Origin of the sequence: Polaribacter sp. KT25b, assembly GCF_900105145.1 — a bacterium.
Lineage (GTDB): Bacteria > Bacteroidota > Bacteroidia > Flavobacteriales > Flavobacteriaceae > Polaribacter.
This window is the reverse complement of the sequence record NZ_LT629752.1, coordinates 212,250-226,944: the sequence shown is the minus strand read 5'-3', so window position 1 is coordinate 226,944 and position 14,695 is coordinate 212,250. Positions and strand designations below refer to the sequence as shown.

Sequence of the window (14,695 nt, the reverse complement as noted above, 5' to 3'; positions counted from 1 at the left end):
AAAGGACTAACAAATTGTTGTCCGTTAAAAAAACTAGTTTTTTCTTACTTGGAATTTCTCTAGAAAACAAAATTGCTGTTTTTACATTAGATAAATATTTAAGTTCTTTTAAATATAATGATGTTTATTATAGATCTTTTTTACTTACAAACCTTTATTAAAGGGCTTTTTTTGATTTAAATTTTAATCAAAATCAATAATAGTTATATTTGTAAACTATAAAATAACATGACACACACTTTAGAACAATTAAAATCAGGAAGTTTAATAGGAACAAAAAGATTAAAATTAGCTTGCGGTTTAAAGCAGTTTCCAAACGAAATATTATCACTTTCAGAAACTTTAGAAATTTTAGATTTATCTGACAATCAAATATCAGAATTGCCTGATAGTATTTCTCAACTTAAGAACTTAAAAATTATATTTTTCGAACGTAATAATTTTACAGAATTCCCTACTATATTAAAGAAATTACCGCTTCTAAATATGATTGGTTTTAAATCTAATCATATTAAAACAGTTCCAGAAAATGCATTTCCACCAATGTTAAAATGGCTGATTTTAACTAATAATGAAATTAAAAAAATACCAAAAAGTATTGGAGATTGTTTGCTGCTTCAAAAATGTACAATTGCTGGTAATCAAATTGAAGAATTACCATCAGAAATGAGTAATTGTGTAAATTTAGAACTCTTAAGAATTTCTGCTAACAAACTACAATTGATTCCTAATTGGTTATTTGAGTTGCCTAAATTATCTTGGGTTGCTTTTGGTGGAAATCCTGTTTCACATCAACCAAAAACAAACACAAATATTAATTCTTTTGACTGGAATGAGTTTACGCTTAAAGAAATATTAGGCGAAGGTGCTTCTGGTTTAATATCGAAAGCAAGTTGGAAATCAGAAAAAGAAGACGTTGCAATTAAAGTTTTTAAAGGAAGTATGACGAGTGATGGATTGCCAGAAGATGAAATGAAAATTTCGATATCTAGTGGTTCTCATCAAAATTTAATTCAAATATTAGGAGAAATTAAAAATCATCCTGAAAAGAAAAGTGGTTTAATAATGAAATTAATATCGCCAACGTATATTAATTTAGGAAATCCACCAAGTTTAGAAACTTGCACAAGAGATGTTTATGATGAAAAAACTGTTTTTAATGAAAAAGAAATCCTAAAAATCGCTAAAAGTATTGCTTCTGTTTGCGCACAATTACACGGCAAAGGAATTAATCACGGAGATCTTTATGCGCACAATATTTTAATAAACAAAACAGCAGATTGTCTTTTTGGTGATTTTGGTGCGGCATCTTTTTATGATGTAAATTCAACTCTTGCTCATAATATTCAACGTGTTGAGACGAGAGCTTTTGGATGTTTATTAGAAGATTTATCAAGTCTTATTACTGAAAACGAAATTAGTAATCCGTTTCAAAGAAAATGGCAAAAATTAATTGCTAATTGTACAAGTAAAGATGTTAATTTACGTTTAAGTTTTCATCAAATTATTGAAGAGTTGAATACATTCTAGTAAAATTTTATCTTAGCATTCCTACTTATTTTATGAAACTTCAAACTCAAATTCCGTTAAAAAAAGAAACTAGAAATCTTATTGATTATCAATCTAAAATTTTAATGTTAGGTTCTTGCTTTTCTGAAAACATTGGAGACAAATTAAGTTACTTTAAATTTCAATCAGCACAAAATCCATTCGGAATTTTATTTCATCCGAAGGCAATTGAAAATTTAATTGCAGATGCTATTAATGAAAAAGAATATTTTTTTGATGACCTTATTTTTAATAATGAAACTTGGCATTCTTTTGATGCACATTCTAAATTAAGTTCTGTTGATAAAAATAAACTTTTAAGTAACTTAAATTCTGCTATTTCATCAACCAAAAAAGAACTAAAAGAAGCCACACATATTGTAATTACGCTTGGTACTTCTTGGGTTTATAGATTTATAGAAACAGATAGCATTGTTGCTAATTGTCATAAAATTCCACAGAAAAAATTTTTAAAAGAATTGCTTTCTGTTGATGAAATATCAGAAAGTTTAGAAGCAATAATTGCTCTTTTAAAAACTGTAAATAAAAATATAACTGTACTTTTTACGGTTTCGCCAATTAGACATTTAAAAGATGGCTTTATAGAAAATACGCAAAGTAAATCGCATTTAATTAGTGCAATTCATAATATTGTAGACAACAGAAAAAACAGCTATTATTTTCCTAGTTATGAAATTATGATGGATGAATTACGAGATTATCGTTTTTATACAGAAGACATGATTCATCCAAATAAAACAGCTATTAATTACATTTGGGAAAAATTTAAAGAAACCTGGTTTTCTGAAGAAACAAAACCAATTATGAAAGAAATTGATGTTATTCAAAAAGGTCTTTTACACAAACCTTTTCACGAGAACACAGAGCAACATCAGCAATTTCTAAGAAATTTAAGCATAAAAAAAGAGAAAATTGAACAACAATTTCCTCTTATTAAGTTTTAAATTAACTATCGATTTTTAATTTCTCTATAGAAATTGATCTACGTTACCCCAAGGACCACCATTAATAACATCTACTCCGTTTTGTTTTAAAAACTGAGTTGCTTGTCCGCTTCTTGCGCCACTTCTACAAACTGCAATAATTGGTTTGTTCCAAGATTTTATTTTTTCTATTTCTAAAGGAATTATAGTTAAAACAACATGTTTTGCGCCTTTAGAATGACCTTCATTCCATTCTTCTAATGTTCTAACATCTAAAATAATTGCTCCTTTTTCTAAATACTCTTTAATTTCTTCACCCATGTTTTTTCTTTTAAATAAGTCAAATAAACCCATACTATTCTATTTATTTTTGCACAAAACTAATCCATTTTCTATTAGTTTAGTGTAGCTTTTGTTACACTTTAATTCTTCTAACCTTTTTAAGATTTCTACTTTTAAAGCATACTTATTTTGCAAAGCTAATTCATAGATTTCTAAATTCAACAACCAATCATTAGAAAATTTATTTTTTAACTGATTAAATATTTCTGTTATTTTTTTTTCTGATGTTGAATTAGCTTCACGCATTTGTTTTACTTGGTCGTATAAATCATATAATTCTTTCTCTGATTCTGAATATAAAATTTTATGCGTTTTTACATCAGAAACCTTGCTTTTATCTTCAAAAGAATTTACATCCGCAGCACCAGCATACACAGAAATTACTTCTTTACCAATTGCCATATCATAAATTCCCCATTCTGGTTGAAAGAGAATTTCGTCTTTATAAGTAACTGTGCATTCATCCAAAGAAATAATTAAAATTTTACCTCTTAAATCTCTAGTTCCTGTAATTGCTTTTCCTTTTACAATTACTCCGCTTTCAAATTCTAGCGTCATAAATTCGCCTTCGTAAATTCCGTAAGCTCTTAAATCTCTTGGACTCATATCTTCAATTGGCAAATTAATTCCTTTTAATTTACCAACGGGAGAACCAAAACCACTTGCGTGTGATGAAATTCCGTGACCAATTAATTCTTTATCTCTGTTTGATAAAGCTGTTGCGCCTGTTGTTTGCAAATACGCAACTTTGTTATTTTTATACTGAATTACTTTTGTAAAAGCTCCAGAAATTTGAATTCCTGTTGATAATTCTACGGTTCCTAAATTTTCTGAATTAATTAGTTTTTTAACACCATTTAAACCGCCAGTTCTTAATGCCATTGTATTTGCAAATTCATCTAAAACGAGACTTAAATAAGCAAAATCTGGAGTAACAAATAATTGAGGTTGTGGTTTTGTAATATCAAAATTTATGTTTGCGGCTTCAATAGAATACGGCAGTTTTTTAACTTCATCTTGCATACACCAATCACTTTCACCAATTGATGATAATAAACCCGCTCCATAAATTTTAGGATTTTCTAAAGTACCAATTAATCCATATTCTACAGTCCACCAATGTAGGTTTCTAATTTGTGCCATTTCAGACAATTCGCCCATATTATTTTGCAACCATTCCACTTTTTCTTGCGCTTCATTTATTTCTTTTTCTGATGAATTTGGATCTTCTTTTAAGATTGATAAAAGCCTAATTGCTTCATACATTTCGTAATCTTTGGCAGATGAAATTGCTTTGCTTCCTATTTCACCAAATCGTCTTAAATACTCGGCATATTCTGGATTTGCAATAATTGGTGCGTGACCTGCAGCTTCATGAATAATATCTGGAGCAGGCGTATATGCAATATGGTTTATGGTTCTCATATCTGAAGCAATTACCAAAACATTATAAGCTTGAAATTCCATAAAAGCATTTGGCGGAATAAAACCATCTACAGAAACTGCTGCCCAACCAATTTCTTTTAAAATTCTATTCATTCCTTCCATTCTTGGAATAGTATCAATAGAAATACCCGTTTTTTTTAATCCTGATAAATATGATTTATGAGCAACTTTACTCAAATAATCTACATTCATTCTCATTACATATCTCCAAACCGCTTGATTTTGTGTTGTATATTCATTATAAGGTTGTTTTACAACAAACTTGTGTAAATGTATAGGCAACTTTTTAGTTATTTCATTAATTTCAAAACGCATACTTGTTAAGGATTTCATAAAATTTACCTTGTAAAATTAAGAATTTTATAATTTAAACATAATTATTTCTCGTTAAAAGTTCTGTTCATATAAATCCAAAAGGAATAATAGTAGTTTTATGACAACATTTAATTGATTTTTAATCACTCATAAAATAAGACCTTTTAGCTATAATTTCGATATTAGGAATGATTATCAGTCTAAAAAAGAACAAGAGTTCCAACTTTTGATAAAGTGAAAAATTTAAAAAAGTTACAGAAAAGAAAATTAATTATTTTTATCGATGCTATTTGCATACTTATTTATGTTATCGGCTTCGTAAAATTTTAAACAAAAAAACAGACTGCCAAAAAATGACAGTCTGTTTTACTTTAGATTAATTAATTCAAATAATAATACTAAAGTGCTTCTTTTATAACTTTTATGGCATCTACCGCTTTCGATCTTTTTGCAATATCTAAAGCTGTCATACTTCCTTTATCTGATTTTGTTTTTAATTTTGCGCCATTATCAATTAATAATTTTGCAATTTTTGCTTTATTATGTCTTGCTGCAAACATTAATGGCGTTAATCCATTAGATTTTTGATTAACATCTTCGCCTGTTTTAATTAATGCTCTTACAGCATCATAATCGCCCATTTGAATTAGTTTACAAAAAGCACTAACATTATATACTAGTGTAATTTCTGATCTTACTTCTTTAGGATCATCTTCATTATTAGTTGCATTTACTGTTGAGAAAGCAAAAAAGAAAAGTAACATTGGTAGGATTAATTTTTTCATGATAAATAAAGTTTTAAGTTTAATAATTATTTGTTTGTTATATTTAAAAGACTTCTAAAAAGTAAAAACGTTTCAGCTAAAACCCATATTTAACAGCCGTTTAACATTCTTAATCTATTTTTCTAAAAGTTATCACAATTTATGTTAAAGCAAAAAACTGATGATTTTAACTTAATTATCAATACATATAGTTTACGTTATCGGTTTCGTTAAAATTTTATAAAATCCGCAAAATATTTCTTATTTTTACTGTTCAATTTAAGACAATGAACAAGAAAGTTATTTTAATGATTTTGGACGGATGGGGAATTACACAAGACCCTAAAGTATCCGCAATTTACAATGCTAAAACACCTTTTATCAATAGTTTATACGACAAATACCCTAATGCACAATTAAGGACAGATGGAGAACATGTTGGTTTACCAGAAGGACAAATGGGAAACTCAGAAGTTGGTCATATGAATTTAGGAGCTGGTAGGATAGTTTATCAGAATTTAGCAAGAATAAATAAAGCTGTTAAAGAAAAAACTTTAGGCGAAGAAAAAGTATTGTTAGATACTTTTAAATATGCCAAAGAAAATAATAAAAATGTACATTTATTAGGATTAGTTTCTAATGGAGGTATTCACGCGCACATAGATCATTTAAAAGGTCTTTTAGATGTTGCCAAAGAAAATGAAGTAGACAACGTTTTTTTACACGCATTTACAGATGGTCGTGATTGTGATCCTAAATCTGCTACATTTTTCATCAACGAAGTTCAAGAATATATGAAAGAAAGTACCGGAGAATTAGCTTCTGTTACTGGGCGTTATTATGCTATGGATAGAGATAATAGATGGGAACGTGTTAAAATTGCTTATGACGGAGTTGTAAATGCAATTGGCACAAAAACTACGGATGTTTTAAAAACTATCAACGAAAATTATGAAGCTGGTTTAACAGATGAATTTCACAAACCAATTATCATTACTAATGCTGATGGATCTCCAAAAGCACAAATAAAAGAGGGCGATGCTGTAATTTTCTTTAACTATAGAACAGATAGAGGAAGAGAATTAACAAATGCGCTAAGCCAAAATGATTTTCCAGAATTTGGAATGAAAAAATTAGATTTATACTTTACAACAATGACTTTGTATGATGAATCTTTTAAAGGCATTAATGTTATTTACAATAACGAAAATATTAAAAATACGTTAGGTGAAGTTTTATCCGTAGCTGGAAAAAAACAAATTAGAATTGCCGAAACAGAAAAATACCCTCACGTAACTTTCTTCTTTTCTGGCGGCCAAGAAGAACCTTTTGAAGGTGAATCTCGTATTTTAAGAAACTCACCAAAAGTTGCAACCTACGATTTAAAACCAGAAATGTCTGCATACGAATTAAAAGATGCTCTTTGCGAAGATTTAGAAAAAGGCGAAGCAGATTTTGTTTGTTTAAATTTTGCAAATGGAGATATGGTTGGTCATACAGGAATTATGGAAGCTGCAATTAAAGCTTGCGAAACTGTAGATATTTGTGCAAAAGAAGTAATAGAAACTGGTTTAAGAAACGGATATTCTATCTTAGTAATTGCAGATCACGGTAATTGTGAAACAATGATGAATCCTGATGGATCTCCTCACACAGCGCACACAACAAATCCTGTTCCTTTTATTTTAGTTGATGAAGAAATAAAATCAATAAATAGTGGAGTTTTAGGTGATATTGCCCCTACAATTTTAGACTTAATGGGCGTTGATCAACCAAAAGAAATGACACAAAAATCTCTTTTATAAAATATGAAGAAAAGTATAATTATATTTTTAATAGCTGTTATTTCTGCTTGTAATTCAACTAAAAAAGTTGTAGAAACAAAAACAGTTGAAACTAAAAAAGCAGAAGTTGAGAAAGTGAAGCAAATTACCAGAGAAATAACTGCGAAAAAAGACGCCAATGGGTATCTAATTGGTGTTGCTAATAAAGACTCTTTTAAAGACGAATCTTTTAAAAATTGGTTTAATAGCAGATATAATGAATACACAACAGATAAAGAAACGGTTAACAAACTTAAAACTGCTTTAGAAGGCTATACCATAAAAGGTTTTATGAGTAGTTGGTGTGGAGATAGTAAAAGAGAAACACCTCGTTTTTATAAACTTTTAGATGAAACTGGTTTTAATCAAAATGATTTTGAGTTAATTACTGTTGATAGAAGTAAAAAAACACCAGACAATCTTCAAGAAGGTTTCAATATTATAAGAGTACCAACTTTTATTTTTTATAAAGAAGGTAAAGAAGTTGGTCGATATGTAGAATACCCAAGAGAGACTTTAGAGAAAGATATTTTAAAGATTGTTACAAATCAACCTTACAAACATTCATACGATAGAAGCGAATAGTTTTTTATTAATTTAAAATATTTTTTTAGACATAGATTTCACAATTAAACAGAGATAAAAAACTGTAAAATTTTGTAAAATCTATGTCTTATTTTTTAAAATGTTTAACAACGTTTGTTTCGTCTAAAAGACAAATTCTTAATAATTATAGTAACTTTGCTTTTCAATTTTTTTAGAATGATAAAGATTAAAACAAGAGAAGAAATAGAATTGATGCGCGAAAGTGCGTTGGTAGTTTCTAAAACATTAGGAATGCTTGCAAAAGAAGTAAAACCAGGTGTTTCTACTTTATATTTAGACAAACTTGCAGAAGAATTTATTAGAGAACAAGGAGCAATTCCTGGTTTTTTAGGTTTGTATGATTTTCCAAACACACTTTGCATGAGTCCGAATGCTCAAGTTGTTCACGGAATTCCGAATAAAACTCTTTTAAAAGAAGGAGATATTATCTCTATTGATTGTGGCGCTTTAAAAAATGGCTTTTATGGTGATCATGCTTACACTTTCGCTGTTGGTGAAATTGATGCTGAAATTAAAAAATTACTAGAAGTTACCAAAGAAAGTGTATACGTTGGTATTAGAGAATTTAAAGCAGGAAACAGAGTTGGCGATGTTGGTTATGCTATTCAAAAATTTACTGAAGATCATGGTTACGGAGTTGTAAGAGAATTGGTAGGTCATGGTTTAGGTCGTGAAATGCACGAAGATCCAGAAATGCCAAACTACGGAAAAAGAGGACGAGGAAAGAAATTTGTAGAAGGAATGGTAGTTGCCATTGAACCAATGACAAACTTAGGAACTCAAAAAATTAGACAACATGCTGATGGTTGGACAATTACAACTTTTGATAATAAACCTTCTGCTCATTTTGAACACGATGTTGCTATTGTAAATGGTAAACCAGAACTTTTATCAACTTTTAAATATGTGAATGAAGCATTAGGAATTGTTACTGATGTTGAGGATGAATTTAGACAGTAGATTTATCAGACATTAATTTCACTTTTAATAATTTAAAATTTTGACACTGATTTCACAGATTTTCACTGATAAATAAAAAAAACATGACTGATTTACTATACAAAGAAGATACTTATAAAATAATAGGTATTTGTATGGAAGTTCATAATCAGCTTGGAAAAGGGTTTAATGAAGTGGTTTATAGTGATGCTTTAGAAATTGAATTTATAGATAATAATATTAAATATTCTAAAGAACAAAAGTTTAATATTAGTTACAAAGGAAATATTTTACCTCATAAATACAGAGCAGATTTTATTATAAACGACAAAATAGTTTTAGAATTAAAAGCTATAAAATGCTTAACATCATCTCATGTAAAACAAACTTTAAATTATTTAGCGGTTTCTAAGTTAAAAATTGGTTTATTGATTAATTTCGGAGAAGATAGTTTAAAATACCAAAGAATAATTTTATAATAGTTTCCGTGAAAATTTGTGAAATCCGTGTCAAATAAAATCTTTAAAAAAATACTAAATACAATACCAAGACCTTGGCTAATTAAATTTAGTTACTTGGTGCGTCCAATAATTGCTTTTTCTTTAAAAGGTGATAAATTTACAGATCCTATTGATGGTAAAAGTTTTCGTAAATTTTTACCTTACGGATATGGAAAACAACGAGAAAATGCACTTTCTCCATCCACATTATCACTAGAAAGACACCGATTAATGTGGCTTTTTTTAAGAGATGAAACTACTTTTTTTACATCCGAAGAAAAACTAAAAACATTACATATTGCACCAGAACAATGTTTTTTAGATATTTTTAGAAAACAAAAAAACTTAGACTATTTAACTTCAGATTTAGAAAGCCCAATTGCAGACGTAAAAGCAGATATCTGTAATTTACCTTTTGAAGATAATTCTTTTGATGTGGTTTTTTGCAACCATGTTTTAGAGCATATTCCTGATGACACAAAAGCAATGCAAGAGTTGTTTAGAGTGCTAAAAAAAGGCGGATTTGGTATTTTTCAGATTCCGCAAGACATTACTAGAGAAACTACTTTTGAAGACGATTCAATTACTGATAAAAAAGAACGTGCTAAAATTTTCGGTCAATATGATCATGTAAGAATTTACGGTAAAGATTATTTTAACAAACTACGTTCTATCGGTTTTAAGGTTGATGAAATTGATTACACAAAAAAAATCGCCCCAGAAAAACTAGAACGATTTTGCTTAATGCGGAACGAAATTCTTCCTGTTTGTTATAAAGAATAATTGTTTTCTTTCAAAATCTAAAGTTTTACATTAGATTTTTTAAAAAAAACTATTTATAGATATATGTTGTGTATTCATCAATACGATGCTCTGAATTAGAAAATAAAAGAATTACCTCTAAATTAGGATGCTTCTTTAAAAATTCCTTTGTCTTTTCTAAACCCATTGCCATAAAAGCAGTTGCATATGCATCTACATCTGCACAATCTGCACTTGCAATTACAGAAGCACTTAACAAATTACTTTCTGTTGCATAACCAGTTTTAGGATTTATAGTATGCACATATTTTTTTCCTTCGGATGAAACTCTAAATTTTCTATAATTACCAGAAGTTGCCATCGATTTATTAGAAAGATTAATCGTTTTATAACCTCCGTTTTCTGATGCATTAGCAGGATTTACAACTTTAATTAACCAAGGTTTATTATTTTCTTTTGTGCCTTTTGCTCTTATTTCTCCTCCAATTTCAATTAAATAATTTTCTATTTTCTTTTCATCAAAAAAACGAGCAACTAAATCAATTCCGAATCCTTTTGCTATAGAATTAAAATCTAAATATATTTTTTTATCCTCTTTTACAATTTTTCCATCAATCAAATTAACCTTATCTAAACCAACAAATTGCATCTGATTTTTTATTTCTTCATCCGTAAGGTCATTTAATCTTTCTTTAGGCCCAAAACCATAAGCATTTACCAAATTACCAACTGTTGGATCAAAAAAACCATCAGTTTCTTTAAAAATTCTTTTTGCTTTCGTAAAAACTTCAGAAAAAATAGCATCAACAACAATTGTAGAATCTCCATTATTTATTTTAGAAATTTCTGATGTAGGAATATAAGTTGACGTAGATGCATTCATTAACAAAAACAAACTATCTAAAGATTTTTGATAATCTATTGCTGTATCTAAGTAGGTTATTTTGTAACTGGTACCAAAAACGAAGCCTTGTAATGTATGATGATTATTTTCACTTTCTTGCTTACAGGCAATCAAAAACAATAAAACAATTAGAAGAACGTTATTAAATTTGAGTTTCATAGATTTAGTAAATTAGCTGTAAAAATAGTGTATAAATTTCTCATAAATTATTGTTAAACGCATTTTTTATAGCTATGTTTTATTAAATTTGCAATATAAAATTAATCAATTAAAGATGAAAAAAATATCAATATTATTATTAACTGCTATTTTAGCAAGTTCTTGTGTAACTAAAAAAAAGTTTGTTGATTTAGAAACAGAACATGAATTAACAAAATCAGAATTAGTAGATTTAAAAGCTAATTTACAAAAATGTTTAATTGACAACGAAAAAGAATCTACCAAAGTTTTTACTTTATTAGAAAAAATAAAATATTTACAAGAAGACAAAAAAACAGCTTTAAAACAAGTTGAAAACTTAACTGTTTTAACGCAATCTTCTTCTGATAATATAAAAACTGTTATTTCTCAATTAAGTGAAAAAGACAAATATATTAACGGAATTAGAAAAGCAATGACTCAAAAAGATTCTTTAAATCTTGCTATCAAGTTTCACTTAACTAAAAACTTAACAGATGGTATTCAAGATGAAGACATTGAAGTTAATGTTGAAAAAACTGTTGTTTTTATCTCAATCTCAGACAAATTATTATTTAAAAGCGGAAGCTATAATGTAAATAATAAAGCTTACTCTGTATTAGAAAAAATTGCAAAAGTAATTAACGATCAACCTGCAATGGAGGTTATGATTGAAGGTCATACAGATACAACACCTATTAAGAGAAATTTAATTCAAGATAACTGGGATCTATCTGCTTTAAGAGCAACTTCTATTACAAGAATTTTACAATATAAATACGGCGTAAAACCAGAGAGATTAATTGCTGCTGGTAGAAGTCAATATATTCCTTTAGCACCAAATGATTCTGCAGCTAATAAAGCTAAAAACAGAAGAACAAAAATTATTATCATGCCTAAATTAAATCAATTCTTCGAGTTGTTAGAGCAAGATGCAAATAATTAATTTTTAGTTTTTTTTTAAAAATTCTAAAGCCAACTCTTTACGAGTTGGTTTTTTTGTTTCTATTTTCTGATAAACTCCCATTTCTATTAAATAACTTATGCTAGAAAATAATCAATTTGAATAAAAAAATACTCATTAATTTATTTTTTTATATATTTAAAACATGAAAAATTTAAAGAAAATATTTTTTGTCTCGATATTTTTTATATTGTATGCATGCTTTAATCAAGTAGATGAAGTTACAATTTCTAAATCGGGTAAAATTAAATTAGTAACAACAATAGAGGTTACGGCCAAAGAAGCGGATAAAAAAAGCGTTCAAGAAGAAATTGACGCCAGAGTTAAATCGTTAAAAAAAGCAGGCTGGAAAGTCTCTTACAAATGGAAAAGTAAATCTAAGCCTTATAAAGTAAAGTTTACTATTTCAAATACACTAAATAAATTATACGAATATCAAAAGAAACCAGAAGATGTAAATCCTTCGGGAGTATATATTTATAAAAAATTTTCAGAAAAACAATATGTAATATCTTTTGATTTAATAAAAGACGCAAACAATAGAACCATTAATCTAAGTAAAAAGAGCGTATCTCTATATCGTAAGTATGGAGATAATAAATTGAAAAAATTTAGAAACATAGAAAGCGAAAAATATTACTATGTTTTTCTAAAGTAAAACAAAGCTTTGAATTCTTAATGCAAGATGTTACTCTTAACTAGAAAAGTGCTGCCCAAAATGTTGTCCCCAATGCATTATTCTTTGGTCAATTTTGTCTAATGTAGGTCGAGAATAAATTCCGTAAGCACAAATTATCAACAATACAATAATGATAATTAATAGAATCGTATTAATTTTGATTTTTTCATATTCTTATCTTTTTAATTTCGTTAGGTAATTATTAAAAATAATAAACTTACCCAAGTTACTCCAAAATCTTCAAAAAATCTTCAAAAGCTACATAATAAGGTTGGTCTTTAAAAACCGGACTTTCTACACTTTCTGCATTTGCAATTCCAACACCTGCAAACCAAACTTTAGCATTTTGTTTTTTTGCGTGTTCTTTAAAAGTTTCCATCCAAAGAACATCGTATTCATGTGGGTTTTGCAAGTTATTAGAAGCTTTTACCAACACAAAAATAGTAGGTTCTCCTTTTTTAAATAACACAAACTGTGGATGCCTTTTTAACTGGCTATTAATTGCCTGAAACTCATAACCCATTTCTTGCAACTTTTCGCCAACAATATTCATAGCCAAATTATGCAATTCTTGCGCGTTTAAAATATGCATTACTTTTTCTTATTACGTAAATTATAGTTTTTATCTCCTCTTGTTTTTGGTTTCTTATATTTTTTAGCAATTTCTCTTCTATAAGAACCACCTTGATTGGTTTTACTGTTCTTTTCGCTCTTTTCATGAAAAGCTGGCCCAGGAACATATTCTAAAGCTGTTCTGTTTTTAGATTGCCCATTATCTTCTTTTGGACGCTCATCTTCCGTTAATAATTTCGAAATTTCTACACTTTCAGGAAGTTCGATAACAGGAATCTTGTAATCCATTAATTCCTCTATAAGAACTTTACCTTCTTGCTCTTTTTCTGTAGAAAATAAAATGGTTTTACCGGCTTTTTCTGCTCTACCAGTTCTACCAATTCTGTGCATGTAATTTTCTGGAAAATCTGGAGTATCAAAATTAATAACATGACTTACATTATCAAAATCTAACCCACGTGCCATTACATCTGTAGCTAATAAGATTCTATTTTTCCCTTCTTCAAATTGACGAATAGAGCGTATTCTATAATTTTGTGTTTTATTAGAATGAATAATACACAATTCATTGCCAAAAACTTCTTCTAAATGTTTAAAAAGCAAATCTGCACTTCTTTTAAAAGCAACAAAGATTAGCACTTTATGAAACGTTTGTCTATCTTTTAAAAAGTGATGTAATAAATTAACTTTCGTAAAAAAGTTAGGAATATTGTAAGAAACTTGCTCAATATTATCTAAGGGAGTTCCGCTAACTGCTACAGAAATCTTTTCAGGATTTTTAAAAAAATCATCAATTAAAGCATCTACATCTTCTGTCATGGTTGCAGAAAACAAAATATTTTGTCTTCGCTCTTGTAACAAATCAAAAATATTCATCAGCTGAAATCTAAAACCTAAATCTAGCATAACATCTACTTCATCAATCACTAATTTCTGAATCGTTTTTAGCTTTAAAACATTACTTAAAGCCAAATCATATAACCGTCCAGGAGTTGCCACAATAATATCTTGACCTTGAGCAATTCCTTGTTTTTGAGTGTTAATATTAGCACCACCATAAACTCCTAAAACACGAACATTTAAGTATTTTGCTAATTTTTCTATTTCATCTACAACTTGCAAAACCAATTCACGAGTTGGCACTAAAACTAAAACTCTTGGATGCTGCGTTTTTAAAAATTTTAAATCTCTTAAAATTGGTAACATGTAACCAAATGTTTTTCCTGTACCTGTTTGTGCAATACCAACTACATCTTTACCAGATCTAATTACAGAAAATGCTTGCTCTTGAATTGGCGTTGGGCTCTCAAAACGCAAGTCATCAATTGCATATTGCAACTGATTTGATAAATCTAAATCTTTAAAAGTCATTCTTTTAATTTTTTGCAAAGATACGTTTTATAAAATGT

General features: G+C 28.4%; 15 protein-coding genes. 9 read left to right on the top strand and 6 right to left on the bottom strand.

Annotated features, from left to right (window positions below; genetic code table 11):
- The first annotated feature begins 228 nt into the window (after positions 1-228).
- Positions 229-1,530 (top strand): leucine-rich repeat-containing protein kinase family protein, encoded by a 1,302-nt coding sequence (locus tag BLT70_RS00875; RefSeq protein ID WP_091890251.1) that lies wholly within the window; start codon positions 229-231, stop codon positions 1,528-1,530.
- Between the two features lie 32 nt (positions 1,531-1,562).
- Positions 1,563-2,513 carry a GSCFA domain-containing protein gene (locus tag BLT70_RS00870; RefSeq protein WP_091890248.1) on the top strand — a complete coding sequence of 317 codons (951 nt, stop codon included), beginning with the start codon at positions 1,563-1,565 and terminating at the stop codon, positions 2,511-2,513.
- A gap of 24 nt (positions 2,514-2,537) precedes the next feature.
- Here the strand turns inward: BLT70_RS00870 and BLT70_RS00865 are convergent, their stop codons facing one another.
- From BLT70_RS00865 to BLT70_RS00855, 3 genes are all read right to left on the bottom strand, one after another.
- Positions 2,538-2,813, bottom strand: coding sequence for a rhodanese-like domain-containing protein (locus BLT70_RS00865; protein WP_091897287.1), 276 nt, complete (start codon positions 2,811-2,813; stop codon positions 2,538-2,540).
- 39 nt (positions 2,814-2,852) lie between these two features.
- On the bottom strand, positions 2,853-4,613 hold the full coding sequence (locus tag BLT70_RS00860) for an aromatic amino acid hydroxylase (RefSeq protein ID WP_231962774.1): 1,761 nt from the start codon (positions 4,611-4,613) through the stop codon (positions 2,853-2,855).
- Between the two features lie 380 nt (positions 4,614-4,993).
- Entirely contained in the window at positions 4,994-5,380 is a 387-nt protein-coding gene (locus tag BLT70_RS00855; protein WP_091890245.1) for an ankyrin repeat domain-containing protein, read from the bottom strand.
- Between the two features lie 266 nt (positions 5,381-5,646).
- On the opposite strand from BLT70_RS00855, the gene gpmI reads away from it, so the two are divergent.
- The 5 genes from gpmI (at position 5,647) to BLT70_RS00830 (ending at position 10,010) form a co-directional block, all read left to right on the top strand.
- Entirely contained in the window at positions 5,647-7,164 is a 1,518-nt protein-coding gene (gene gpmI / locus BLT70_RS00850; protein ID WP_091890241.1) for a 2,3-bisphosphoglycerate-independent phosphoglycerate mutase, read from the top strand.
- 3 nt (positions 7,165-7,167) lie between these two features.
- The gene (locus BLT70_RS00845) at positions 7,168-7,767 is read left to right on the top strand and encodes a thioredoxin family protein (RefSeq protein WP_091890238.1); all 600 of its coding nucleotides are present in this window, start codon (positions 7,168-7,170) and stop codon (positions 7,765-7,767) included.
- A gap of 177 nt (positions 7,768-7,944) precedes the next feature.
- Positions 7,945-8,748: a type I methionyl aminopeptidase gene (map, locus tag BLT70_RS00840; RefSeq protein WP_091890235.1), complete on the top strand. Its 804-nt coding sequence runs from the start codon at positions 7,945-7,947 to the stop codon at positions 8,746-8,748.
- Between the two features lie 83 nt (positions 8,749-8,831).
- Entirely contained in the window at positions 8,832-9,206 is a 375-nt protein-coding gene (locus tag BLT70_RS00835) for a GxxExxY protein (RefSeq protein ID WP_091890232.1), read from the top strand.
- Positions 9,207-9,233: 27 nt separating this feature from the next.
- Entirely contained in the window at positions 9,234-10,010 is a 777-nt protein-coding gene (locus BLT70_RS00830; protein ID WP_091890229.1) for a class I SAM-dependent methyltransferase, read from the top strand.
- Between the two features lie 49 nt (positions 10,011-10,059).
- Here the strand turns inward: BLT70_RS00830 and BLT70_RS00825 are convergent, their stop codons facing one another.
- Positions 10,060-11,052: an FAD:protein FMN transferase gene (locus BLT70_RS00825; RefSeq protein WP_091890226.1), complete on the bottom strand. Its 993-nt coding sequence runs from the start codon at positions 11,050-11,052 to the stop codon at positions 10,060-10,062.
- Between the two features lie 115 nt (positions 11,053-11,167).
- Between BLT70_RS00825 and BLT70_RS00820 the strand changes: the two genes are divergently transcribed.
- Together BLT70_RS00820 and BLT70_RS00815 are read left to right on the top strand one after the other, a co-directional pair.
- On the top strand, positions 11,168-12,016 hold the full coding sequence (locus tag BLT70_RS00820) for an OmpA family protein (protein ID WP_091890223.1): 849 nt from the start codon (positions 11,168-11,170) through the stop codon (positions 12,014-12,016).
- Positions 12,017-12,179: 163 nt separating this feature from the next.
- A complete protein-coding gene (locus BLT70_RS00815; protein ID WP_157691808.1) occupies positions 12,180-12,692 on the top strand; it encodes a hypothetical protein in 513 nt (170 codons plus the stop codon).
- A gap of 247 nt (positions 12,693-12,939) precedes the next feature.
- On the opposite strand, the gene BLT70_RS00810 is transcribed toward BLT70_RS00815, so the two are convergent.
- Together BLT70_RS00810 and BLT70_RS00805 are read right to left on the bottom strand one after the other, a co-directional pair.
- Entirely contained in the window at positions 12,940-13,305 is a 366-nt protein-coding gene (locus tag BLT70_RS00810; protein WP_091890217.1) for a Na(+)-translocating NADH-quinone reductase subunit F, read from the bottom strand.
- Complete coding sequence (locus tag BLT70_RS00805; protein WP_091890214.1) at positions 13,305-14,657, bottom strand: DEAD/DEAH box helicase; 1,353 nt, start codon at positions 14,655-14,657, stop codon at positions 13,305-13,307. Before BLT70_RS00805 ends, BLT70_RS00810 begins: the two co-directional genes overlap by 1 nt.
- Positions 14,658-14,695 lie beyond the last annotated feature (38 nt).